Annotated in this window: 18 protein-coding genes; 10 read left to right on the forward strand and 8 right to left on the reverse strand. The window is 70.7% G+C overall.

All coding sequences use genetic code 11. The features are described from left to right. Positions 1-112: 112 nt before the first annotated feature. Positions 113-595, reverse strand: coding sequence for an Lrp/AsnC family transcriptional regulator (locus tag QTI20_RS26380; protein WP_286555436.1), 483 nt, complete (start codon positions 593-595; stop codon positions 113-115). 173 nt (positions 596-768) lie between these two features. On the opposite strand from QTI20_RS26380, the gene QTI20_RS26385 reads away from it, so the two are divergent. Then, entirely contained in the window at positions 769-4374 is a 3606-nt protein-coding gene (locus QTI20_RS26385) for an indolepyruvate ferredoxin oxidoreductase family protein (protein ID WP_286555434.1), read from the forward strand. A gap of 69 nt (positions 4375-4443) precedes the next feature. Here the strand turns inward: QTI20_RS26385 and QTI20_RS26390 are convergent, their stop codons facing one another. Next, positions 4444-5055, reverse strand: coding sequence for a glutathione S-transferase N-terminal domain-containing protein (locus QTI20_RS26390; RefSeq protein WP_286555432.1), 612 nt, complete (start codon positions 5053-5055; stop codon positions 4444-4446). Positions 5056-5207: 152 nt separating this feature from the next. Between QTI20_RS26390 and QTI20_RS26395 the strand changes: the two genes are divergently transcribed. The 6 genes from QTI20_RS26395 to QTI20_RS26420 all read left to right on the forward strand — a co-directional run bounded on the left by QTI20_RS26395 (position 5208) and on the right by QTI20_RS26420 (position 12898). Further along, positions 5208-6362: a YjgN family protein gene (locus QTI20_RS26395; protein WP_286555430.1), complete on the forward strand. Its 1155-nt coding sequence runs from the start codon at positions 5208-5210 to the stop codon at positions 6360-6362. Between the two features lie 5 nt (positions 6363-6367). Next, complete coding sequence (locus QTI20_RS26400) at positions 6368-7426, forward strand: M48 family metallopeptidase (protein ID WP_286555429.1); 1059 nt, start codon at positions 6368-6370, stop codon at positions 7424-7426. A gap of 31 nt (positions 7427-7457) precedes the next feature. Continuing rightward, complete coding sequence (gene purB, locus QTI20_RS26405; RefSeq protein WP_183028690.1) at positions 7458-8837, forward strand: adenylosuccinate lyase; 1380 nt, start codon at positions 7458-7460, stop codon at positions 8835-8837. Positions 8838-8967: 130 nt separating this feature from the next. Then, complete coding sequence (locus tag QTI20_RS26410) at positions 8968-10095, forward strand: PepSY-associated TM helix domain-containing protein (RefSeq protein WP_286555427.1); 1128 nt, start codon at positions 8968-8970, stop codon at positions 10093-10095. Positions 10096-10151: 56 nt separating this feature from the next. Further along, entirely contained in the window at positions 10152-12287 is a 2136-nt protein-coding gene (locus tag QTI20_RS26415; protein WP_286555665.1) for a TonB-dependent receptor family protein, read from the forward strand. A 50-nt stretch (positions 12288-12337) separates the two neighbouring features. Continuing rightward, positions 12338-12898, forward strand: a complete 561-nt coding sequence (locus tag QTI20_RS26420; protein ID WP_183028688.1) for a YaeQ family protein — start codon at positions 12338-12340, stop codon at positions 12896-12898. Positions 12899-12902: 4 nt separating this feature from the next. Here the strand turns inward: QTI20_RS26420 and QTI20_RS26425 are convergent, their stop codons facing one another. The 4 genes from QTI20_RS26425 to QTI20_RS26440 form a co-directional block, all read right to left on the reverse strand. Beyond that, positions 12903-13637: a sulfite exporter TauE/SafE family protein gene (locus QTI20_RS26425; RefSeq protein WP_259652221.1), complete on the reverse strand. Its 735-nt coding sequence runs from the start codon at positions 13635-13637 to the stop codon at positions 12903-12905. Continuing rightward, positions 13634-13942, reverse strand: a complete 309-nt coding sequence (locus QTI20_RS26430) for a putative signal transducing protein (RefSeq protein ID WP_286555424.1) — start codon at positions 13940-13942, stop codon at positions 13634-13636. The genes QTI20_RS26425 and QTI20_RS26430 overlap by 4 nt, the downstream gene beginning before the upstream one ends. A 7-nt stretch (positions 13943-13949) precedes the next feature. Continuing rightward, positions 13950-14396 (reverse strand): DUF3717 domain-containing protein, encoded by a 447-nt coding sequence (locus QTI20_RS26435; RefSeq protein WP_183028685.1) that lies wholly within the window; start codon positions 14394-14396, stop codon positions 13950-13952. Between the two features lie 212 nt (positions 14397-14608). After that, a complete protein-coding gene (locus tag QTI20_RS26440; protein WP_286555422.1) occupies positions 14609-14827 on the reverse strand; it encodes a hypothetical protein in 219 nt (72 codons plus the stop codon). On the opposite strand from QTI20_RS26440, the gene QTI20_RS26445 reads away from it, so the two are divergent. The 3 genes from QTI20_RS26445 to QTI20_RS26455 all read left to right on the forward strand — a co-directional run bounded on the left by QTI20_RS26445 (position 14814) and on the right by QTI20_RS26455 (position 16519). Further along, positions 14814-15551: a TerC family protein gene (locus QTI20_RS26445; RefSeq protein ID WP_286555421.1), complete on the forward strand. Its 738-nt coding sequence runs from the start codon at positions 14814-14816 to the stop codon at positions 15549-15551. The two genes, QTI20_RS26440 and QTI20_RS26445, sit on opposite strands and share 14 nt — an antisense overlap. A gap of 48 nt (positions 15552-15599) precedes the next feature. After that, positions 15600-16064, forward strand: a complete 465-nt coding sequence (locus QTI20_RS26450; protein ID WP_286555420.1) for a hypothetical protein — start codon at positions 15600-15602, stop codon at positions 16062-16064. Positions 16065-16168: 104 nt separating this feature from the next. Continuing rightward, complete coding sequence (locus QTI20_RS26455; protein WP_286555418.1) at positions 16169-16519, forward strand: phage holin family protein; 351 nt, start codon at positions 16169-16171, stop codon at positions 16517-16519. Here QTI20_RS26455 and QTI20_RS26460 read toward each other — a convergent pair. Together QTI20_RS26460 and QTI20_RS26465 are read right to left on the reverse strand one after the other, a co-directional pair. Further along, positions 16506-21689: a non-ribosomal peptide synthetase gene (locus tag QTI20_RS26460; RefSeq protein WP_286555417.1), complete on the reverse strand. Its 5184-nt coding sequence runs from the start codon at positions 21687-21689 to the stop codon at positions 16506-16508. The genes QTI20_RS26455 and QTI20_RS26460 overlap by 14 nt on opposite strands. A gap of 92 nt (positions 21690-21781) precedes the next feature. Continuing rightward, on the reverse strand, positions 21782-23362 hold the full coding sequence (locus QTI20_RS26465) for a M48 family metalloprotease (RefSeq protein ID WP_286555415.1): 1581 nt from the start codon (positions 23360-23362) through the stop codon (positions 21782-21784). Positions 23363-23388: the final 26 nt, after the last annotated feature.

The raw sequence follows: 23388 nt of genomic DNA on the forward strand, positions 1-23388 counted from the left end.
GTGCGTCTTCAGGCCCCGCCATTCACCTATAAAACCCATATGAATCAACAATTTGCAAGCGCATCGTTTGCTTGACAAGTAAATGACGAGCGGCTCCGCCGGTCCGATCCCCTCACTTCTTCAAAGCCAGGTGCCCCAGCGGCAACGCATGGCTCGCCTTCACCTCTCCCAGCGAGAAGCTGGTGTGCAGGTCCTTCACGTTGGGCAGGTTCATCAGTTGCTGGCGGGCGAAGGTCGAGAAGCCGTCGAGGTCCTGGGCCACCACCTGCAGTTCGAAGGTGCCGGTGCCGCTGATGTAGTGGCAGGCCACCACCTCGGGCATCTTGCGGATCGCGTCCTCCAGCTTGCGCGTGGCCTCGTGGGTCACGCGCTCGGTGTCGACGCGCACGAAGGCGAGCACGCCCAGCCCGATCTTGTGGCGGTCGATCTCGGCGCGGTAGCCCTTGATGAAGCCGGCTTCCTCCAGCGCCCGCACCCGGCGCCAGCAGGGCGCGGCCGACAGGCCCACGCGCTGGGCCAGCTCGGCGTTGGTGAGGCGGCCGTCGGCCTGCAGTTCTTGCAGGATGGCGAGATCAAACTTGTCGAGGCTTTCCATTTACGTCGATTCTAAGAAAGAATCTTCCCCAAATGGTCGTTTGAAGGGCGTAGAAAGCAAACACCTGTCGGTTGTGCAGGCATACACTTTGCGTGCACCATGGGGTCCATGCCCTACCCGGGCACAGACCCACCAGCCAGGCCCACAAGGCCATGCCACCAGGAGACAAGACGATGAATGCCCCGCTGCCCGAGCACATCCGCAAAGCACTCGAGACGGTAACGCTCGACGACAAATACAGCCTCGATTACGGCCGCGCCTTCATGAGCGGGGTGCAGGCCCTCGTGAAGCTGCCGATGCTGCAGCGCCTGCGGGACCAGCAGAACGGCAAGAACACCGCCGGCTTCATCAGCGGCTACCGCGGCTCGCCGCTGGGCGGCTACGACCAGGCGCTGTGGAAAGCCAGCAAGTACCTCAAGGCGCAGAACATCGTGTTCCAGCCGGGCGTGAACGAAGAGCTCGCCGCCACCGCGCTGTGGGGCACGCAGCAGCTGGGCTTCTCGCCCCAAGGCACCAACAAGTTCGACGGCGTGTTTGGCATCTGGTACGGCAAGGGCCCGGGCGTGGACCGCTGCTCCGACGTCTTCAAGCACGCCAACATGGCGGGCACCACCGAGTTCGGCGGCGTGATCGCCGTCGCCGGTGACGACCACATCTCCAAGAGCAGCACGGCCGCGCACCAGAGCGACCACATCTTCAAGGCCTGCGGCACGCCGGTGTTCTTCCCCACCAACGTGCAGGAGATCCTGGACCTGGGCATCCACGCCTTCGCCATGAGCCGCTTCTCGGGCGTGTGGTCGGGCATGAAGACGATCCAGGAGATCGTCGAGTCCAGCGCCACCGCGATGATCGACCCCGAGCGCGTCGAGATCGTCATCCCCACCGACTTCGAGATGCCGCCCGGCGGCCTGCACATCCGCTGGCCCGACCATGCGCTGGACCAGGAAGCGCGGCTGATGCATTACAAGTGGTACGCCGCGCTGGCCTACATCCGCGCCAACAAGCTCAACCATAACGTGATCGAAGGCCCCAACGACCGCTTCGGCATCATGGCCAGCGGCAAGGCCTTCAACGACACGCGCCAGGCGCTGATCGACCTGGGCCTGGACGACGCGGCCTGCCGCCAGCTGGGCATCCGGCTGCACAAGGTCGGCGTGGTGTGGCCGCTCGAGGCCCAGCTCACGCGCCAGTTCGCCACCGGCCTGCAGGAGATCCTGGTGGTCGAGGAGAAGCGCCAGGTCATCGAGTACCAGCTCAAGGAAGAGCTCTACAACTGGCGCTCGGACGTGCGCCCCAACGTGGTCGGCAAGTTCGACGAAGGCCTGGTCGCGGGCGCTGACGGCTACTCCGGCGGCGAATGGTCGATGCCCAACCCGACCTCGCACACGCTGCTGCGCGCCAACGCCGACCTGAACCCGGCGCTGATCGCCAAAGCCATCGTGCAGCGCCTCAAGAAGACCGGCCTGTTCGAGCAGGCCGGTGCCGACATGCGCGCGCGCATCGACGCCCAGCTCGCGATCCTCGAGGCCAAGGAGCGCTCGATGGACGTGCTCAAGCTCGGCGGCGTGCAGGGCGCCGACCGCCTGCCCTGGTTCTGCTCGGGCTGCCCGCACAACACCAGCACCGTGGTGCCCGAGGGCTCGCGCGCGCTGGGCGGCATCGGCTGCCACTACATGGCGACCTGGATGGACCGCAGCACCATCGGCTTCACGCAGATGGGCGGCGAGGGCGTGCCATGGATGGGCCAGCAGCCTTTCACCACCGACCAGCACATCTTCGCCAACCTGGGCGACGGCACCTACTTCCACAGCGGCCTGCTCGCGATCCGCCAGAGCATCGCGGCCGGCGTGAACATCACCTACAAGATCCTCTACAACGACGCGGTCGCCATGACCGGCGGCCAGACCGTGGGCGAGCGCCCCGAGGGCCACTCGGTGCTGCAGATCGCGCAGAGCCTGCAGGCCGAAGGCGCGGCGAAGATCGTGATCGTCACCGACGAGCCCGAGAAGTACGAGGGCGTGAAGGTGGCGGGCGATCCCGAGATCAAGCACCGCGACCTGCTCGACGAGATCCAGCGCGAGTTCCGCGAGATCAAGGGCACCACCGCGATCATCTACGACCAGACCTGCGCGACCGAGAAGCGCCGCCGCCGCAAGCGGGGCACCGCCGTCGACCCGGCCAAGCGCGTGGTGATCAACGAGCTGGTGTGCGAAGGCTGCGGCGACTGCAGCGTGCAGAGCAACTGCCTGTCGGTGGAGCCGCTGGAGACCGAATTCGGCCGCAAGCGCACCATCAACCAGAGCAGCTGCAACAAGGACATGAGCTGCCTCAAGGGCTTCTGCCCGAGCTTCGTCACGGTCGAGGGCGGCGCGCTCAAGAAGAAGGCCAAGAACAAGGCCAACTCGCCCTTCGAACTGGGCCCGCTGCCCGAGCCGGCCGTGCCGCAGCTCGCGCGCGACCAGGTCTGGGGCGTGGTGGTGGCGGGCGTCGGCGGCACCGGCGTGATCACCATCGGCCAGCTGCTGGGCATGGCCGCGCACATCGAGGGCAAGGGCATCGTCACGCAGGACGCGGCCGGCCTGGCGCAGAAGGGCGGCGCGACCTGGAGCCACGCGCTGATCGGCGAATCGCAGGCCGCGATCCGCACCACGCGCGTGGGCACCGCGGCGGCCGACCTGATCCTGGCGGCCGACCCGCTGGTGGCGGTCAACGCCGAGACGCTGGCCCGCATGCTCGAAGGCCGCACGCACGTGGCGCTCAACAGCCACAGCACGCCGACCGCCGCCTTCGTGCGCAACCCCAACTGGCAGAACCCGCAGGACGACTGCGCCAACCAGATCGCCCGCATCGTGGGCCTGGACGGCCTGGGCAGCTTCGACGCCGATGCCGCCGCGGTCTCGCTGATGGGCGACAGCCTCTACGCCAACCCGATGCTGCTGGGCTACGCCTGGCAGAAGGGCTGGCTGCCGCTCGAGTACGCGTCGCTGATGCGCGCGATCGAGCTCAACAACGTCGCGATCGAGAACAACAAGACGGCCTTCGAATGGGGCCGCCGCGCGGCGAACGACCTGGGCTCGGTGCAGAAGCTGGTGTCGCCGGGCCAGGTGATCGAGTTCAAGAAGCGCGAGACGGTCGACGGCCTGGTCAAGCGCCGCGTCGAGTTCCTCACGGCCTACCAGAACGCCGCCTATGCGGAGCAATACCGGGCCTTCGTCGCCAAGGTGCAGCAGGCCGAGACGGCGGCGGTGGGCAAGGCCACGGTGAGCGAATCGGTGGCGCGCTACCTGTTCAAGCTGATGGCCTACAAGGACGAGTACGAAGTCGCGCGGCTGCACACCGACCGCAGCTTCCTCGACCGCGTCAACGGCATGTTCGAAGGCGACTTCAAGCTCAACTACCACCTGGCGCCGCCGATCATCGCCAAGAAGAACGCCAAGGGCGAGCTGCAGAAGCAGAAGTTCGGCCCGGCCATGCTGACCGGCTTCAAGCTGCTGGCGAAGCTCAAGGGCCTGCGCGGCACGGCCTTCGACATCTTCGGCCGCACCGAGGAACGCAAGACCGAGCGCGCGCTGATCGGCGAGTACCGCGCCAGCATCGAGGAAGTGATCGCCGGCCTGAACGCCGCCAACCACGACGTGGCGCTGGAGATCGCGAAGCTGCCCGAGCAGATCCGCGGCTACGGCCACGTGAAGGAGCGCAACCTGGCGGCCGCGCGCACGCGCTGGACCGCGCTGCTGGCCAAGTGGCGCCACCCGCAGGGCGAGCGCGAAGCGGCCTGAGCGCAACACGACCGCCCATGAAAAAAGCGCCTCGCGGCGCTTTTTTCCATGTCCGAGGCAGCGGCGTGCTCAGGGCTTGGTTTCGGCAAAGCTGGGGCGCAGCATCAGCTTGTCCTGCAGCTTCGCCAGGTTGGCGTGCTGGCCGCGCCAGTCGATCTCGGGGAAGCGGAACTCGATCCAGCCCAGCGCGCAGCCCACCGAGATGTCCGACAGGCTCAGGTGGATGCCGCTGCAGAAGGGCTTGTCGCCCAGGCCCTTGGCCATGGCGGCGATGCCGGCCACGACCTTGCCGCGCTGGCGGTCCATCCAGGCCTGGCTGCGCTCGCCTTCGGCGCGGTGCGCCCAGGTGGCTTCGAGGCGCAGCAGCACGCCGGCGTCCATCACGCCATCGGCCAGCGCCTCCCAGGTCTTGACCTCGGCGCGCTCGCGGCTCTGCTGCGGGATCAGCTTGCCGACCGGCGACATCGTGTCCAGGTACTCGACGATCACGCGCGAATCGAACATGGCTTCGCCGCCTTCCATCACCAGGCAAGGCACCTTGCCCAGCGGATTGGAACTGGCGATGGCAGTGTCCGCCGACCAGACATCCTCGATGGCGAACTGATAGTCGAGCCGCTTTTCGGCCATGACCACCCGCACCTTGCGCACGTAGGGACTGGCGGCAGATCCGATCAGTTTCATTGGGTCTCTCTCTCTTTCCCCCCTCGGGGAATCCTCGTTCTGTAGCGCTTTGATTCTAGTGTGAGGCCGCGCCGTGCCGCGCGCCTTGGCGACCGCGGGCGACCGCGCGTGCAGAATCGTGGCGCATCACCAACGAGGGAGCGAAAAAAGCCATGGACATCGACACAGCGGCCGCCACGGCCCCCGAACGCCACCCCGTGCGCTTCACGGCCAGCGGCAGCGAGTACTTCCGGATCTGGATCGTCAACCTGCTGCTGACCGTGGTCACCCTGGGGATCTACCTGCCCTGGGCCAAGGTGCGCAAGCTCAAATACTTCTACGCCAACACCTGGGTCGGCGGCGATGCGCTCGACTTCCATGGCGAGCCGGCGCGGATGCTGCGCGGCACGCTGATCGCCGGGACCTTCCTGATCGCCTACCTGGTGGCCGGCGCCTTCTCGGGCTGGGCGGAGCTGCTGGCGGCCGTGGCCTTCGTGGGCCTGTGGCCGGCGCTGTTCCACGCCTCGCTGCGCTTCCGGCTGGCCAACACGAGCTGGCGCGGGCTGCGCTTCCACTTCGCGGGCGACCGGGCCGGCGCCTATGGCGCGATGCTGCCGCCGCTGATGCTGGCCATCCTGCCGCTGGCCCTCGCCGGCCTGACGGTGGACCCCGGCAGCCGGGAGCCTTCGCCGCTGGCGTCGGGCCTGATCGGCTTCGGCATGCTGGCCTTCGCGGCCAGCTTTCCCTTCTTCCTCTGGAAACTGCGCCGCTACCAGCACGACCACTTCACGCTCGGCGGCCTGCAGACGCGGCTCACGGCCAGGGCCGGCAGCGTCTACGGCGTCTTCCTGCGCATGCTCGGGCTGGGCCTGCTCGCCCTGGTCGGCATGGCGCTGGTCTTCGGGCTCTTCGCCTCGCTCGGGCTGATCGGCCGCAAGGCCGGGGCCAGCGCCGCCATCCTCACGCTGCTGGGATTGTTCGCGATCGGCGGCGTGCTGCTGTTCAACATCCTGCCCCAGTCCTATTTGCAGGTGCGGCTGCAGAACCTGTTCTGGTCGGCCACCGGCAACCCGGTGCTGCGCTTCGACAGCCAGATGAAGCTCGGCCCCTACATCGGCCTGCAGCTGAAGAACTTCCTGCTGATCTTCCTCACGCTGGGCCTGTACTGGCCCTTCGCCGTGGTCCACACGCGGCGCGCGCGCCTGGAGGCCGTGACGCTCGAGACCCGCGGCTCGCTCGACGCCCTCACGCGCACCGGCAGCCAGGAGAACCCGGCGGCGGTCGGCGACATGGCGGCCGACCTGTTCGGCATGGACATCGGCCTCTGAACGCCGTGAGCGAGGCGCTGGAGGCGCGCTATTTCGATGGCCTCAGCAGCAGGCCCCAGCGCGCGCGCCTGGCCATCGCCGGTGCGCGGTTGCAGGTCACGCCGCTCGGGGACGGCGCGGCCACGCCCTTCGCCGTGCCGCTGGCCGGCCTGCGCTGGCCCGAACGCACGCGCCACGGCGGCCGGCTGCTGGCGCTGCCCGGCGGCGCCAGCCTGCAGGCGCAGGACGTGGCGCAATGGGACGCCTGGGTCGCGCAGCAGGTGGGCGCGACCGAAAGCCGCGTGGTGCGCGCGCAGCAGAGCTGGCGCGGCGTGGCCGTGGGGCTGCTCCTGCTGTTGGCCGCCGTGGGCGCGATGTACCAGTGGGGCCTGCCCTGGGCGGCGCGCGGCGTGACGGCCCTGGTGCCGCACCGGGTCGATGCGCTGATCGGCACCCGGACGCTGGCCCAGCTCGACGACACCATGCTGCGCCCGAGCGCGCTGCCCGTGGCCGACCAGGAACGCCTGCAGCGCGCCTTCACCCGCATGGTCGAGGCCGCGCACCCCGAGGGCGCGCCGCCCTGGAACCTGCAGTTCCGCCAGGGCCGCGACAAGGCGCTGGGCCCCAACGCGCTGGCGCTGCCGGGCGGCACCATCGTGCTCACCGACGCGCTGGTGCAGCTGCTGCCGGGCGACGACGACGCGGTGCTGGGCGTGCTGGCCCACGAGTTCGGCCATGTGCGGCTGCGCCACACCATGCGCCAGCTGGTCCAGGCCTCGGCGGTCGGTTTCGCGGTCTCGGTGGCCTTCGGCGACTTCGGCACGCTGATCGGCACCGCGCCGGTGCTGCTGGCCACGCTGGGCTATTCGCGCGATGCCGAACGCGAGGCCGACGAGGAATCGGTGCGGCTGATGCGCGCGGCCGGCATCTCGCCGCGCGCCATGGCGGGCTTCTTCGAGGCCATCGAGCGCTGGCGTGGCACGCAGCCGGGCGGCCGCGCCCAGGGCGGCTCGATCGGCATGGCCTTCGCCACCCACCCGGCCACGGCCGAGCGCATCGCCTTCTTCAAAGCCGCGGCCGAGTAGGCCCGGCGGCGGCCCGCCTAAAATTGGGCCCATGAGCTTCTCCACCGTTTCCGCCCTTTCCCCCCTCGACGGCCGCTACGCCGCCAAGCTGGCCGCGCTGCGCCCCCTGATGAGCGAACAGGGCTACATGCACCGTCGCGTGCAGGTCGAGGTGGCCTGGTTCATCGCCCTGTCGGACTGCGGCTTTGCCGAGTTCAAGCCGCTCACGCCCGGTGCCCGCAAGTACCTGATGGGCCTGGTCGCCAACTTCTCCGAGGCCGACGCGCTGGCCATCAAGGAGATCGAGAAGACCACCAACCACGACGTGAAGGCGGTCGAGTACTGGATCAAGTCGCGCTTCGAAGCCCGGCCCGAGCTGCTGAGCGCGGCCGAGTTCGTGCACTTCGCCTGCACCAGCGAGGACATCAACAACACCAGCCACGCGCTGCAGATCCAGGCCGCGCGCGAAAAAGTGCTGCTGCCCGCGCTCGACGGCCTGGTCGCCAAGCTGCGCGAGATGGCGCACCAGTTCGCCGACGTGTCGATGCTGGCGCGCACCCACGGCCAGACCGCCAGCCCGACCACCGTCGGCAAGGAGATCGCCAACGTCGCGGTGCGCCTTTCCAAGGCGCGCGACCAGATCGCCGGCGTGCAGCTGCTGGGCAAGATGAACGGCGCGGTGGGCAACTACAACGCCCACCTGGCCGCCTGGCCCGAGTTCGACTGGGAAAGCTTCAGCCGCAAGGTCATCGAGACGCCGGCCCCGCTGGGCCTGGGCCTGACCTTCCAGCCCTACAGCATCCAGATCGAGCCGCACGACTACATGGCCGAACTGTTCGACGCGGTGGCCCGCGCCGACACCATCCTGATCGACTTCTCGCGCGACATCTGGGGCTACGTGAGCCTGGGCTACTTCAAGCAGCGCCTGAAGAAGGGCGAGATCGGCTCGTCGACCATGCCGCACAAGGTCAACCCGATCGACTTCGAGAACGCCGAAGGCAACCTGGGCCTGGCCAACGCGGTGCTGCGCCACCTGAGCGAGAAGCTGCCGATCAGCCGCTGGCAGCGCGACCTGACCGACAGCACGGTGCTGCGTAACATCGGCGTGGCCTTCGGCTACGCGACGTTGGCCTATGCCAGCCTGGCCACCGGCCTGGGCAAGCTGGAGATCAACGAGGAGTCGCTGGCCGACGACCTCGACGCCTCGTGGGAAGTGCTGGCCGAGCCGATCCAGACCGTGATGCGCCGCTTCGGCGTGCAGGGCGCCTACGAGCAGCTCAAGGAAGTCACGCGCGGCAAGACCGTGACGGCCGAGGCGCTGCACGGGCTGATCCGCTCGCTCGAGATCCCGCAGGCCGAGAAAGACCGTCTGCTGGCCATGACGCCGGCCAGCTACACCGGCAAGGCCGGCGAACTCGCCCGTAGAATCTGAGCCCTCGCGCGGCGCGGCGCCGGGTCCTACACGACCCCGGCGCCCTGTCCGACGGGCAACCTCCCAGCCAACGCGCCTCTCGCGGCGCGCCAGCCAACGACTTTTTGACGGGACTTCGGTCCCTGGCTTCATGGCGCGCGCTCCCCTGAGACGCCTCTGGCTTCGCCTTCACCGCTGGATCGGCCTCACCCTCGGTCCCCTGCTCGGCCTCACCGCACTGCTCGGCGCCGTGCTGGTGGTCGCGCTGCCGCTCGACCGGCTGGCCCACCCCGCCTTCTTCACCGCCGCCAGCCCCGCGGGCGCGGCCGCGCTGCCGCTCGAGCCCCTGCGACAGCGCATCGTGGCCGAGTTCGGGCCCAAGACCCGCATGACCCTGCGCCCCCCGCGCGAACCCGGCGAGACCCTGTGGGTGCTGGTGCGCGGCCCCTGGGACGGCACGCTCTACCTCGACCCCGCGACCGGCGCCGAGCAGGGGCGGCGCGGCACGCACGAGGGCGCCTACAACCTGCTGTTCGAGCTCCACAGCAGCCTGCTGCTCGAGGACACCGGCAAGGGCGTGCTGGCCTTCACCGCGCTGGCCTACCTGTTCCTGCTGGCCACCGGGCTGGTGCTCTGGTGGCCCAGGCGCTGGCCGCCCTCGCTGCGCATCGCGCTCGACCGCGGCCTGCTGCGCGGGCTGTTCGACCTGCACCGCACCGGCGGCGCGGTGCTGGGCCTGCTGATCGCGGTCTCGGTCTTCACCGGCGCCTACATGGCCTGGCGGCCGCTGGGCGACGTCATTTCCGCCACGCTCGGCCAGACGCCAATCAAGCCGCCCAAGGTGCCCAAGGGCCCGGCGCAGGGCCCCCACCTGACGCTGGACGAGCTGGTGGCGCGCGCCCAGCAGGTGTTCCCGGGCCAGCCCATCGGCTACGTGCAGGTGCCGGCCGGCCCCGACCGGCCGCTGCGGGTGCGCTTCCGGCTCGCCGACGACCCGCACCCCAACGGCATCAGCTCGGTCTGGCTGCATCCGCTGACCGGCGAGGTGCTGGCCACGCGCCGCTGGCAGGACCTGGACACCGGCTCCGGCGCGGTGGCCATCATTTATCCGCTGCACACCGGCGTGCTTGGCGGCCCGCTGCACGAGGCCGTCACGGCGCTGCTGGGCCTGGTGCTGGCCGGCCTGAGCTTCACCGGCGTCTGGCTCTGGTGGCGCCGCCGCGCGCCGAGCCCCGCCGCGGCCGCGGCCGCCGACGCGCGCCGCCCCCCTGTTTCCTGATCGTTCGACCCCGAGGAGTCCCCGTGTTCCAGAAGAGAAAGTGCGCCGCCCTGGTGATGGCGCTGTTCCCCGTCAGCTTCCAGGCCTTCGCGGCCGATGCCGCCACCGCCCCGCCGGCCGGCGCCAACGATTCGCTCGATGCGGTCACCGTCACCGGCGACTGGCTGGGCACGCCCACCGAGACCAAGGTGCTCGAGCACCCGGGTGCGCGCACCATCGTCGAGCGCCAGCAGATCCGCGAGAGCGGCTCGGCCAACGTGCGCGACGTGCTGCGCCAGATCCCCGGCGTGCAGGTGCAGGAGAGCAACGGCACCGGCGGCAGCGACGTCTCGCTCAACGTCGGCGTGCGCGGCCTGACCTCGCGGCTGTCGCCGCGCTCCACCATCCTGCTCGACGGCGTGCCGCTGGCCTATGCGCCCTACGGCCAGCCCCAGCTGTCGCTGGCGCCGCTGTCGCTGGGCAACCTGGAGGCGGTCGACGTGGTGCGCGGCGCGGGCTCGGTGCGCTTCGGGCCGCAGAACGTCGGCGGCATCATCAACTTCGTGACCCGCGCGATCCCGCAGCAGTTCGCGGGCGAGGCCAGCGTGGGCGTCGAGAGCGCGAGCCACGGCGGCGGCACCAAGAGCACGCCCAACCTGTTCATCGGCGGCACCAACGACAAGGGCCTGGGCCTCGCTCTGCTGTACTCGGGCACGCACGGCCAGGGCTACCGCGCCGCCAACGACCGCACCGACATCGACGACCTGATGCTCAAGGGCGCCTACCGCATCTCGAAGACCGACGACATCGCGCTGTCGCTGCACCACTTCGAAGGCAGCGGCAGCATGCCCGGCGGCCTGACGAGCGCGCAGTACGCGGCCGACCCGTACCAGTCGACCCGCCCCTTCGACGACTTCACCGGCCGCCGCACCGACGGCTCGATCAAGTACACGCACAACGACGGCGTCAACAAGTTCGAGCTGCTGACCTACTACACCGACTCCTTCCGCGGCAGCCACATCGAGCAGGACGGCAGCGGCACCACCGCCGGCCAGCGCCGCCTGACCGCGGCCCCGCGCAGCTACCACACCTTCGCGCTCGAGCCGCGCTACTCGCGCCTCATCGACTCGGGCAGCGTGGTGCAGGAAGTCAGCGTGGGCTACCGCTACCTCAAGGAGGCCAGCTCGGAAGTGGCCTCGCGCAGCAGCTACTACCGGCCGCGCGTGGGCTTCGACGCCAACACGCTGGCGCAGAACGTCTACCAGACCAGCGCCGGCGGCACCACCGCCCACGCCTTCTACATCGACGACCGGATCGACTTCGGCAACTGGACCGTCACGCCCGGCGTGCGCTACGAATCGATCCGCACCTTCAACGACGTGACCAACCTGGCCGGCGGCACGATCACCGGCGTGCTGAACCCGAAGGTCGATGCCAACGAGGTGCTGCCGACGCTGTCGGTGCTCTACCGCGTGGACGCGAAGTGGTCGCTGTTCGCCAACGCCGGCGTGTCCTTCGGGCCGCAGCAGTACGCGCAGCTTGCGCAGTCGACCTCCGGCCTGCACCCCGAGAAGGCCACCACCTACGAAATCGGTACGCACTACAAGGGCGAGGCCCTGAGCGGCGAGCTCACGCTGTTCAACGTCGACTTCGACAAGGAACTGCAGCTGGCCCGCTCCATCGTGGGCGACGGCACCTGGACCGACCTCGGCGCCACCCGGCATCGCGGCATCGAATCGGGGCTGCGCTACCAGCTGGGCGACCTGAACCCCGCGCTCAAGGGCCTGTCGGTGTCGGCCACCTACACCTACACGCAGGCGATCTCGAAGGCCGGCGTGTTCGCCGGCCGCGACCTGCCCTTCTACTCGCGCCAGGTGGCCTCGCTCGGCGCGCGCTACGAGCGCGGCCCGTGGACGGTCAACGCCGACCTGTTCGCGCAGAGCAAGCAGCGCTCGCCGGGTTCGCCCGACCCGGGCGCGAGCTACACCACGCTGGAAGACGCGAGCGGCCGGCTGGGCGACATCCCGGGCTTCGCCACCGTCAACCTGCGCACCGGCTACGACTTCGGCCCCGCGCTGAACCAGCTCAAGCTCGCGGTCGGCGTGAAGAACCTGTTCGACCGCCAGACCTTCACCCGCTCGGTCGACAACAACGGCGGCAAGTACGTGGGCCAGCCGCGCACGGTGTACCTGCAGGCGTCGGTCGCGTTCTAGGCGGCAGCGTGCCGGGTGTGTGCGCCGCGCGCGCATACACTCGCGCACCCATGGCGCTCAAATCAACCATCTTCAAGGCGAACCTCGCGGTCGCCGACATCGACCACGGCTACTACGCCGACCACGCCCTCACGCTCGCGCGCCATCCGAGCGAGAACGACGAACGCATGATGGTCCGGCTCATCGCGCTGGCCCTCAACGCCCACAAGCTGCAGAGCGTGTGCGACGGCGACGGCGTGCTGGGCTTCGGCGCCGGCCTGTCGAACCCCGACGACCCCGACGTGTCGCTGCGCGACTTCACCGGCCGCACGCGCGTCTGGATCGAGGTCGGCCAGCCCGAGGACAAGCCGCTGCTCAAGGCCTGCGGCAAGGCCGACGAGGTGCTGCTCTACTGCTTCAGCCACGCGGCCGGCATCTGGTGGAAGGGCATCGAGAACAAGCTCACGCGGCCCGACAACCTGCAGGTGTGGCGCATCGCCAGCGAGACCTCGCAGGCCGTGGCGGCGCTGGCGCAACGCAGCATGCAGCTGCAGGCGACGATCCAGGAAAACACGCTGATGCTGGGCGACGGCAAGAACAGCATCGACATCGAGCTGCAGCGGCTGCGCTAGCCGGCTAGCCGCCGTGCCTGAAGGCGGCCAGCAGCAGCGCGGTGCCCGAGCACAGCAGCAGCCCGTCGATCAGATACTGGAAGGCGCGCGGCCCGAGGCGCAGCACCGCCGCCTTGCCGATGAAGGTGCCGGCCATCAGCGACGCGCCCACCAGCAGGCCCTGCAGCAGCAGCGGCAGCGGCAAGGCCCCCATGCCGCCGAAGGCCAGCACCTTGCTCACGTAGAGCGCCAGCGAGGACATCGCCTCGGTCGAGAGGAAGGCGCCCTGCACCAGCCCGTAGGCCGCGAACACCGGCACGCTGAGCGGGCCGGTCGAGAGCACCAGCCCGGTGAGGTAGCCGATGACCGCGCCCGCCAGCGCGAGCTGCCACAGCCGCACGCGGAAGTCGCGCGCGCGCAGCCAGTGGCGCAACGGCACCATGGCGAGGAAGAACAGGCCGAGCCCGAGATCGATCGCCGCCGGCGGCAGCGCGATCAGCGTGCGCGCACCCAGCGCCGCGGCCGGCGCGCCCGGCACCGCATAGGCGAAAAAGGCGCGCCAGTCGACCTCGCGCCACCAGGCCAGCACGCGCGCCAGGTTGGCCATCACGGCCGCGACGGCCATGATCGGCACCGCCTGCTTGGGGCCGAAGGCCCAGACCAGCACCGGCAGCAGCATCAGCGAGGAGCCGGTGCCGATCACGCCGCTGACGGCGCCGGCCAGCAGGCCCACGGCGAGGACGAAGAGGTAGGCGGTCAAGGCAAGGTCGGCATCATGGCGCCGCACTGCCAGCATTGCTCGAAGCCGCCTTCGACCAGTTCGCCGCAGCTGCAATGCCAGCGCCGCTGCGGCCGGTTCTGCAGCTCGCGCAGCGCGCGCGTGGCGGCATCGAACTGATCGTCGTCCTCGATCCAGACCTCGGGCAGGCACTGGTCGGGCGGCAGCTGGCCGACCACCGCGCCCAGGTACTCGCGCTGCACCGACACGGCCAGGCCTTCTTCGCGCAGCGCATGCGCCCAGAGCGTCGCGATCGCGAGGTTGGGGGCCTGGGCCAGCCGGCGCATCGTCGGCTCAGTCCGGCGCGGGCGGATCGGCCGCGTCGTCGTCGGGCGCGTTCTCGCGGGCCCGTTCGGCGTAGGTGTTGAAGCGCCAGGCCTTGTCTTCCATCGTGATGCGGCGCCAGGTCTGGCGCTTCTCGGCCGGCGTCATCGCGGGCCAGTACTGGACCTCGTCGAAGCTGCGGCCGCAGCCCTTGCATTCGTCGTCGCCCTGGCTGGTGGAGCAGATCGCGATGCAGGGGGTGTCGATGGTGGTGTCGTACCAGGCGAGCCAGGCGGTCCAGGCCTCGGCGGGGAAGCCGACCTCGTCGACCTCGTCCTCGTGGTAGTAGACCATCAGGGCGTAGACCTTGGCCAGCGCGCGCAACTCGGGCGCGAGCGTGATGCCGTCGGGCGAGGGTTTCTTCTCGCGCCAGTGGTTGATGGCGGCCTCGATGTCGGTGATGTGAATGGCGGCCATGGAAAGGAAAAAATGCAGGGACGGCATCATAGTTCGGCAAAGTCCCGGGTTGCCCCAAGGATATGGGGCGCTCTCATTTCCAGAGCAACAAAACCAGCGGTGGCAACGATTCCTGGACGCTTTTTCTTGAGGGCGCCGGACGGCCGGTTGCCACACCCGCGCCGCGGATGCTCTAATTCGCGCCACGAAGGGGAGTAGCTCCCGCCTGCGGTTCACGCCGCGGGTATCGCCAGGTCGTCAATACGAAGCACAACAACTTCCGGCCTGTCGGGCCGCGCGCTGCGCGGCCGAGCAAGACCTTCGATTTGAACCTGCAAGGGTTGGATCGAAGCGATTGCGCGTTCCGGAGATTCCGGGCCTCGTTCCACCGCGTCGATCCGATCCTGATCGGTGAATCGAAACGAAAAGAGGAATCCAATGGAACAATTCATGACCCCGGAATTCTGGGTCGCGGTCGGTCAGATCATCATGATCGACATCCTTCTGGGCGGCGACAACGCGGTGGTGATCGCGCTGGCCTGCCGCAAGCTCCCGCCGGCACAGCGCACCAAGGGCATCCTCTGGGGTACCGCCGGCGCCATCCTGCTGCGCGTGATCCTGATCTTCTTCGCGCTCACGCTGCTCGCGATCCCCTTCCTCAAGATCATCGGCGCGCTGCTGCTGGTCTGGATCGGCATCAAGCTGCTGGCCCCCGACCATGACGACGCGCACGGCAACATCGCCGGCAGCGACAAGCTGTGGGCCGCCGTCAAGACCGTGATCATTGCCGACCTCGTGATGAGCGTGGACAACGTGATCGCCATCGCCGGCGCCGCACAGGGTGCGGGCGAAGGCCACCAGATGCCGCTCGTGATCTTCGGCCTGCTGGTCAGCATCCCGATCATCGTCTGGGGCAGCCAGCTGGTCATCAAGCTCATGGACCGCTTCCCGATGATCATCACGCTGGGCGGCATGCTGCTGGGCTGGATCGCCGGCACGATGCTGATTTCCGACCCCGCCGTCGTCCGCCTGGACGCCTGGACCTGGGTGCCGAAGATTCCGCAGACCGACACCATCAAGTACGCCGCCGGCATCGCGGGTGCGCTGGTCGTGCTGGCCATCGGCAAGTGGGTGGCCTCGCGCCGGCCGAAGGCGCACGAAGCGGCCGCCGTCTGATTTCGGGTCCCGGGTCTCTCTTACTCTGACTATCACAAGGAGCGCATCGTGGAAAAAATCATTCTGTTTGTCGACGACGCGGCCTACGCCCGCGAGTTTCTCGCCAAGGCGCCGGCCGAGACCGTGAGTGCCGGTGCCAAGCACTGGGTGCTGGTGGCCTGCGCACCGCGCATGACGCATCGCATCAGCAAATGGGTGAGCCACAGCGCGCGGGAGAACTGGCGCGGCAAGTGGTTCGCGAAGGTGCAGGAACAGGTGCTGCCGCTGCTGCGCGGACCGGGTGACGATGTGACGCCGGTGCTGGCCCAGGGCTCGCTGACCGACCTGACGCAGCGCCTCAAGCTCGAGCACGGCGCGGCCCGCGTGATCGATGCGCGCCGCCCGAAGCTGGGTGTGGAGATGGAACCGGTGACGCCGGGCCAGAAGCCGGTCGGCCATCCCGGCTGGGCGCTGCCGGGCGCGACCCTGGGACTGGGCGCCCTGCTGGTGCTGGCGAACGAACTCGCCGAGTAAGGCGAGCAAGGCCCGTAAGGCGCGTCTCGCGTCCAGCCGCAACGGCCGCCCTCGGGCGGCCGTTGTGCTTTGTGCACGCGCGGCCCTCGGGTATGCTGGCCCGCATGCGACTGATCATCCAATGGCTCCTGAGCGCGCTGGCCCTGCTGGCGGTGACCTACATCTACCCGGGCGTGCAGGTGAGCAGCTTCACCTCGGCGCTGATCGCGGCGGCGGTGATCGGCCTGCTCAACATGGTGGTGCGGCCGGTGCTGATCGTGCTCACGCTGCCGGTCACGCTGGTCACGCTGGGCCTGTTCCTGTTCGTGATCAACGCGCTGATGTTCTGGGCCGCCTCGGGCCTGCTCAGCGGCTTCGTGGTCAACGGCTTCGTGGCCGCGCTGATCGGCTCGCTGATCTACTCGCTGCTGCGCCTGCTGATCGAAGCCGCGCTGGGCGGCCTCACGAAGCGCTGAGGTTCTCTTCGCGGGCCAGCTGGCCCAGCGTCTCGTAAACCATGCGCGGCGGCTGGACCTGCCAGCCGAGCCGTTCGCGGATCGCGACCACGGCGCGCATCGCCAGCAGCGAATGGCCACCCAGGTCGAAGAAGTTGTCCTCCAGCCCGACCGCCTCGATCCCCAGCAACTCGCACCAGATGGCGGCGATGGCCCGTTCCGGCGCCGTCGTCGGCGGCGCCCTGCGCGCGGTCGGCTGCGCACGGGCTTCGGTCCGTGGCGCCGGCAGCGCATGGCGGTCGATCTTTCCGTTGGGCAGCAGGGGCAGCGCGTCGAGCCACACCAGCTGCTGCGGCAGCATGTACTCGGGCAGCCGCGTGCGCAGGTAGGCCCGCAGCGCGGCCGCATCGGGCGGCGCGCCGCGCGGCACCAGGTAGGCCACCAGCTGCAGGTCCTCTTCGCGCGGCGCATGGGTGGCGACCACGCCCTCCACGATGTCCGGATGGTCGAGCAGCACCGCTTCGATCTCGCCGAGCTCGATGCGCCGCCCGCGCAGCTTGACCTGGCGGTCGAGGCGCCCCAGGTGCTCGAGCTGGCCGTCGTGGCGCCAGCGGCCCAGGTCGCCGGTGCGGTAGCAGCGGGCCTCGGGCGCCATGCCGTCGGCATCGGGCGGGAAGCGGTCGGCCGTCAGCGCGTCGCGCTGGTGGTAGCCCAGCGTCACGCCCAGGCCGCCGATGCAGAGTTCGCCGGCCACGCCGATCGGGCACAGCTGGCCGTCCACGTCGCGCACCTGCACGTCGGTGTTGGCGATGGGCCGGCCGATCGCGATGCCCGCGCGCGGCGCCGCGACGCGCCAGACGGTGGACCACACGGTGGTCTCGGTCGGCCCGTACATGTTCCACAGCGTCACGCCACTGGCCAGCAGGCGCTCGGCCAGGGCCGGCGGCAGGGCTTCGCCGCCGATCAGCGCCTGGAAGCGCGTGCTGCCGGCGGGACGGCGCCAGCCCGCATCGAGCAGCATGCGCCACAGCGTGGGCGTGGCCTGCAGGGCGGTGACCTCCTGGCGCACGCCGAGCGCACTCAACGCGTAGGGATCGCGCACCTGCTCGGCGTCGGCGATCACCACCCGCGCGCCCACCGCCAGCGGCAGCAGGAGTTCGAGCACCGCGATGTCGAAGGACAGCGTGGTCACGGCCAGCAGCCGATCGTCGGCCGTGAGGCCGGGCTCGCGCGCCATGCTGGCCAGGAAGTTGACCACCGCGCGGTGCGGCACCACCACGCCCTTGGGACGGCCGGTCGACCCCGAGGTGTAGATCATGTAGGCCGGATCGAGCGGCCCGGCATCGTGCAGGGCGTCGGGCGCCAGCGGCTCGCGCGCGTGGCCGGCGAGCAGCGCATCGTCGTCGAGGCTCAGCCGCGTCACGCTGCTGTCGGCCAGGCCGTCGGGCGCGACGCCGCGCGTCAGCAGGGCCGACAGGCCCGCGTCCGCGGCCATGAAGCGCAGCCGCTCGGCGGGGAAGTCCGGGTCCAGCGGCACATAGGCCGCGCCCGACTTCAGCACGCCCAGCAGCGCCACCAGCATGGCCGTGTCGCGCGCCACGCCCAGGCCGACGCGATGGCCGCGCCCGATGCCGCGCGCGCGCAGCGCACGGGCCAGCGCATTGGAGCGCGCCGCGAGTTCGCCGTAGCTCAGCCGCAGGCCGGCCGAATCGACGGCCGCGACCGTCTCGGGCGCGACCGCGGCGCTCGCCAGGTAGCGATGCACCGTCTGCTCGGGTGGCAGCGCCGCCTGCGTGGCGTTCCAGCCTTCGCGCAGGAAGGCGCGCTGGGCCGGCGCGACGATGGCCATCGCCGACAGCGGTGCCGCGGGCCGGGCCAGCAGCCGCTCGAGCAGCGCCAGGTAGTTCTCGAGCATGCGCTCGGCGGTCGCGGGCGCGTACAGGTCGCTCGCGTACTCGAGGTGGATGCGGTGGGTGAACTCGGTGTCGATGTGCACCGACAGGTCGAACTGCGCGGTGGTGCGCTCGAAGGGGAACTCCTCCACCTCCAGGCCCGCATGGTCGAGCCGCCCGAGCGGCGCATTGAGCACGTTGAACAGCACGCGCACCAGCCCTTCGGGATGCAGCGAACGGTCGTGGCCCAGCGACTCGACCAGTTCGTCGAACGGGGCTTCCTGGTGGGCATAGGCCTGCAGCGCGGTCTCGCGCACGCGCTGGACCAGCCCGTCGAAGCTCGGGTCGCCGGAAAGATCGGTGCGCATCACCAGCGTGTTGACCAGCGTGCCGACCAGGTGCTCGGCGGCGAAGCGGTGGCGGTTGGCCACCGGCGTGCCGACCGCGATGTCGGTGCTGCGCGCCTGGCGCGTCAGCATCAGCTTGAAGGCCGCGAGCAGCACCACGAAGGGCGTGACCGACGCGCGCGCGCAGTAGGCGCGCACGGCCGAGCGCAGTCCCACGGGCAGCGCGGCCGAGACCCGGGCGCCGCGGAAGCTGGGCCGCTGCGGGCGCGCGAAGTCGGTCGGCAGGTCGAGCGGCGCGAGCCGGGCCAGGCGGGCGCGCCAGTAGGCCAGCTGCGGCTGCCGCTGCGCCACCGCGGCCGGGCTGCGCTGCCAGGCGGCGTAGTCGGCGTACTCGACCGGGATCGGGTCGAGCTGCGGCGTGCGGCCCGCCTGCCAGGCGGCATAGGCGGCCAGCGCCTCGCGCATCAGCACCGCGAAGGACCAGTTGTCGGCGATCGCATGGTGCATGACCCACAGCAGCACATGGTCGCGGGCGTCGAAGCGCAGCAGGCTGGCACGGTGCAGCGGCGCCTGCGCGAGGTCGAAGGGCGCGGCCAGGCGCTCGCCCAGCAGCACGCGGGCCTGGGCCACGCGGTCGGGCCGCTCGGAGAGGTCGATCTGCTCGATGGCGAACGAGGCCGAGGGCGCGATGCGCTGCACCGGGCCGGCGCCGTCGAGGATCAGGCGGGTGCGCAGGCTCTCGTGGCGCGCGACCATCAGGTCGAAGGCGCGCTGCAGCAGCGCGACGTCGAGCGCGCCGCGCAGCCGCACCGAGACCGCCACGTTGTAGGCCGAGGAGGCCGGGTCGAACTGCTGGATCACCCACATGCGCCGCTGCGACAGCGACACCGGCAGCGGGCCGTCGCGCGGCACCCGCACCGGTGCCGCGACCGGCACCGGCGCGCTGTCGCCGGCGGCCGCGAGCAGGCGGGTCACATGGTCGGCCAGCGCCGCCACGCTGGTGTGCTCGAACAGGTCGGCCAGCGGCAGCTCGATGCCCATCTGCTGGCTCACGCGCGTGGCCACCTGCGTCATCAGCAGCGAGGTGCCGCCGAGTTCGAAGAAGCTCTCGTGCACGCCGAAGGCGGTGGTGTCGAGCACCTCGCGCCAGATGTCCCACACCGCCTGCTCGGGCGCGTCGCGCGGCATCAGGTGCAGCGCGCGCGCCGGGGCGTCGGCATCGGCTTGCAGTGCCGGATCGCCGCTGGCGTCGCGCGCCACGACGGCCTGCATGTCGAGCCGGTTCTCCAGGTAGAGCTCGCGCGTGCGCCGACGCTGGATCTTGCCGCTGGAGCTGCGCGGCAGCGAGCCCGAGCGCACCAGCACCACGGCTTCCACGGGCAGGCCGTGCGCCTCGCCGATGGCACGCCGCACCGCGGCCGCCACGGCGTCGGCATCGGGCGCCGACGCGCGGCGCTCGGTCTCCAGCGCCAGCACCAGCGCTTCGCCATCGGGCGTGTCGACCGCGAAGGCCGCGCCGTAGCCGGTGCGCAGCGCGGGATGGGCGCGCTCGGCGCTCCATTCGAGGTCCTGGGGGTAGTGGTTGCCGCCATGGACGATCACCAGGTCCTTGAGCCGACCGGCGACGAAGAGCTCGCCCTGGTGCAGGAAGCCCAGGTCGCCGGTGCGCAGGAAGGGCCCGCGGCCATCGGGCAGCCGGCCGCCGAAGGTCGCATCGGACAGCGCCGGCTGGCGCCAGTAGCCGTCGCCCACGCTGGGCGAGCGCACCCAGATCTCGCCCACGGCATCGGCCGCCGCCGCGGCGCCGGTGAGGGCATCGACGATCCGCACCTCGGTGTCCGCCAGCGGCGGGCCGCAGCCGACCAGCCGGACCGATCCCGCGCCGCCATCGCGCGGCACGACGCGGTCATGCAGCAGCGCGGCCGCGTCGACGGCGAGCAGCAGCGGCGGCCGGTCGGGTTGAGAGGTGCTCACGCCGAGCACCGTCTCGGCCAGGCCGTAGGCCGGCAGCAGGGCCTCGGGCCGCAGGCCGGCGCGGCCGAAATCGGCCAGCACGCGCTCGAGCGTCTCGGCACGGATCGGCTCGGCCCCGCAGCTCAGCGCGACCAGCGACGAGAGATCGGCGGCCGGCGCCGCGCCGTCCAACGCGCGAAGGCAGGCCAGGAAGGCCGAGGGCGGGGCGCCGGAATGGGTGATGCGCAGCGCGCCGATCGCGTCCAGCCAGCGCAGGGGCCGGCGCAGAAAGGCCAGCGGCGACATCATCCAGCTGGTGGCGCCCGCGCAGAAGGGCGCGAGCACGCCGAAGATCAGGCCGTAGTCGTGGAAATGCGGCAGCCAGGTCAGGACCCGGCTGTGCGCATCGACCCGGGTGGCGGCGTGCAGCGCCCGCACGTTGGCCAGCGCCTGCGCATGGCTCACCCGCACCCCACGCGGCGCCAGCGTCGAGCCCGAGGTGTACTGCAGGTAGGCCAGCGCCTCCGGTGCCGCGGGCGCCGGCAGGGGCGCCGTGCCGTTCAGGTCGTCGGCGGCGATCCAGCGGGCGGCGGTGAACATTCCGGGCTCGAAGACCTGGCGGGCCGCCTCGCGCAAGGAGGCCGAGGTCCAGACCAGCGCGGCGGCGGTGTCGTCCAGGATGCCGCGCAGGCGCGGCGCGCTGCGCAGCAACCGCACGGGGTCGGGCGCCGGCACCGGCACCGCCACGCAGCCCGCGCGCAGGCAGGCCCAGAAGGCCCGCACGAAGTCCAGCCCGGGCGGCAGGGCCAGCAGCACCCGGTCGCCCGGCCGCGCGATGGCCGCCAGGCCCTGCGCCAGCGCGCGCACCTCGTCCGCCAGCTCGGCGTGGCTGCGCTGCTCGGCCACCGAAAGGTCGTCGCGAAGGAAGACATAGGCCGGACGCTCGGGGTGTGCGCTGCACTGGGCGTCGAAGACGTCGGACAGGGTTTTTGAAAACACAATAGCTACATTGTGTTTCACGCGGCGCGGTTTCGGCTCAATATTGCTGCGCTGCAACGGGCATTGCTCCGCAATCGGCGCGAACTTCGGCGTCAACGCAACGGCGGATCGGCCTGCTGCTGCTGCAGCAGTGCGTCCACGGCCCGGGCACGGGTGTCGATGATCGAGGCTTCGTAGTGGTCGCCGCCGCCCCGCGCCAGGTCCTGGGCGGCCTTGAAGCGGTCGCGCGCGCCCGCATAGTCGAGCACCGCGACATTGGCCTCGGCATCGGCGCGCACGGCGCGCAGCGCGTCGTTCTGCGCGCCGTAGAGGGTGGACAGCGCGTGCCAGGCGCCGGCGTCGCGCGGGTGCAGCGCGACCCAGTCACGCAGGGGCGCCACCAGCGGGCCCGGCTGGCGCAGGGCCACGGCGGCCTGCGCCGCCAGCAGCAGCTCGGCGCGGGTGCGCGGCGCGGCCCCTGGCTCCAGCAGGGCCGCGGCCTGCGGCGCCGCGCCGGCCGCGAGGTAGAGCTCGGCGCTCAGCAGCCGGGCCTGCAGCGCCGCAGCCGGATCGGCCGCCACCAACGCCGTGAGCCGGTCGGCCAGCCGGCGGGCCGTGCGCGGATCGTGCAGTTCGCTCGCGCCCAGCGCCCCGGCGTACAGCAGGCCGGCCTGCTGCGCGGGCGCGCGGCGCGCGAAATCGGTGCCACCGGCCGCCTCCACGCCCTGGCGCAGCACGTCGGCCCCGGGCCGCGACAGCACGCGGGCGCGCGCGGCCATCATCGCGTGGTCCATCTTCAGCACCGGCTTGGCCGCGGCGGCCGGCACGGTTCCGGCCGCGGGCACGGCCGAGCCTTCGCCGCGGAACTGGAAGCGCGCCTGCATGTCGGCGATGCGCTCGCTGTTGAGCGGATGGCTGCGCAGGTAGGGGTAGGAGCCGTTGTCGTTGAGGCGCGAGGCGTACTGCAGCTTCTCGAACATCGAGGCCGCGCCCTGGGGCGCGAAGCCGGCCTGCGTCATCACGCCGAAGCCGACGCGGTCGGCCTCGCGCTCCATGTCGCGCGAGAAGTCGAGCTGGCTCTGCATGGCCAGCGCCTGGCTGCCCATCAGCACCGCCTGGCCCGCGTCGCCGTTGCGGCTCTTGCCGGCCGCGATCATGCCCAGCACCATCGCCGCCAACAGCAGCGGCATCTGCCGGCTCTGCTTGGCCATGATGCGGGCGATGTGGCGCTGCGTGACGTGCGAGAGCTCGTGGCCCAGCACGGTGGCGAGCTCGTCGCGGCTGTCGGTGACGGCGATCAGGCCGAGGTGCACGCCCAGGTAGCCGCCGGGCAGCGCGAAGGCGTTGATGCTGCGGTCGCGGCCCAGCAGCACGGCCCAGGCGAAGCGCTCGTCGAGCTCGGGCGTGAGCTCGCCGCGCACGCGCGCCGCGGCCATCAGCGGCTGCCAGACCGACTGCACGTAGTCGACCAGCACCGGGTCGTCGATGAAGTCGGGGTCGCGGTAGAGCTCGCGCGCGATCTGGTCGCCGAGCCGGCGTTCGGCCGCGGCCGTCATCTCGCCGCCGTCGCCCATGCCGGGCAGCAGCTGCGCACGGGCCAGCGGCGGCAGCAGGCACTGGCTGGCGATCAGCAGGGCCACGCAGGCCCGGCGCCAGGCGGGGCGGGCAGTGCGAACGGCGGTCCATTGCGGCATGGGGGCGGCATCTCCGGGAGCGAAAC

Source organism: Variovorax sp. J2P1-31 (assembly GCF_030317215.1).
GTDB lineage: Bacteria > Pseudomonadota > Gammaproteobacteria > Burkholderiales > Burkholderiaceae_C > Variovorax.

Bases quoted from the DNA above. Each gene is read 5' to 3' on its own strand.
- QTI20_RS26380 (WP_286555436.1), bottom strand. From the start codon at position 595: ATGGAAAGCCTCGACAAGTTTGATCTCGCCATCCTGCAAGAACTGCAG.
- QTI20_RS26385 (WP_286555434.1), top strand. From the start codon at position 769: ATGAATGCCCCGCTGCCCGAGCACATCCGCAAAGCACTCGAGACGGTA.
- QTI20_RS26390 (WP_286555432.1), bottom strand. From the start codon at position 5,055: ATGAAACTGATCGGATCTGCCGCCAGTCCCTACGTGCGCAAGGTGCGG.
- QTI20_RS26395 (WP_286555430.1), top strand. From the start codon at position 5,208: ATGGACATCGACACAGCGGCCGCCACGGCCCCCGAACGCCACCCCGTG.
- purB (WP_183028690.1), top strand. From the start codon at position 7,458: ATGAGCTTCTCCACCGTTTCCGCCCTTTCCCCCCTCGACGGCCGCTAC.
- QTI20_RS26410 (WP_286555427.1), top strand. From the start codon at position 8,968: ATGGCGCGCGCTCCCCTGAGACGCCTCTGGCTTCGCCTTCACCGCTGG.
- QTI20_RS26415 (WP_286555665.1), top strand. From the start codon at position 10,152: ATGGCGCTGTTCCCCGTCAGCTTCCAGGCCTTCGCGGCCGATGCCGCC.
- QTI20_RS26420 (WP_183028688.1), top strand. From the start codon at position 12,338: ATGGCGCTCAAATCAACCATCTTCAAGGCGAACCTCGCGGTCGCCGAC.
- QTI20_RS26430 (WP_286555424.1), bottom strand. From the start codon at position 13,942: ATGCGCCGGCTGGCCCAGGCCCCCAACCTCGCGATCGCGACGCTCTGG.
- QTI20_RS26435 (WP_183028685.1), bottom strand. From the start codon at position 14,396: ATGGCCGCCATTCACATCACCGACATCGAGGCCGCCATCAACCACTGG.
- QTI20_RS26445 (WP_286555421.1), top strand. From the start codon at position 14,814: ATGGAACAATTCATGACCCCGGAATTCTGGGTCGCGGTCGGTCAGATC.
- QTI20_RS26440 (WP_286555422.1), bottom strand. From the start codon at position 14,827: ATGAATTGTTCCATTGGATTCCTCTTTTCGTTTCGATTCACCGATCAG.
- QTI20_RS26455 (WP_286555418.1), top strand. From the start codon at position 16,169: ATGCGACTGATCATCCAATGGCTCCTGAGCGCGCTGGCCCTGCTGGCG.
- QTI20_RS26465 (WP_286555415.1), bottom strand. From the start codon at position 23,362: ATGCCGCAATGGACCGCCGTTCGCACTGCCCGCCCCGCCTGGCGCCGG.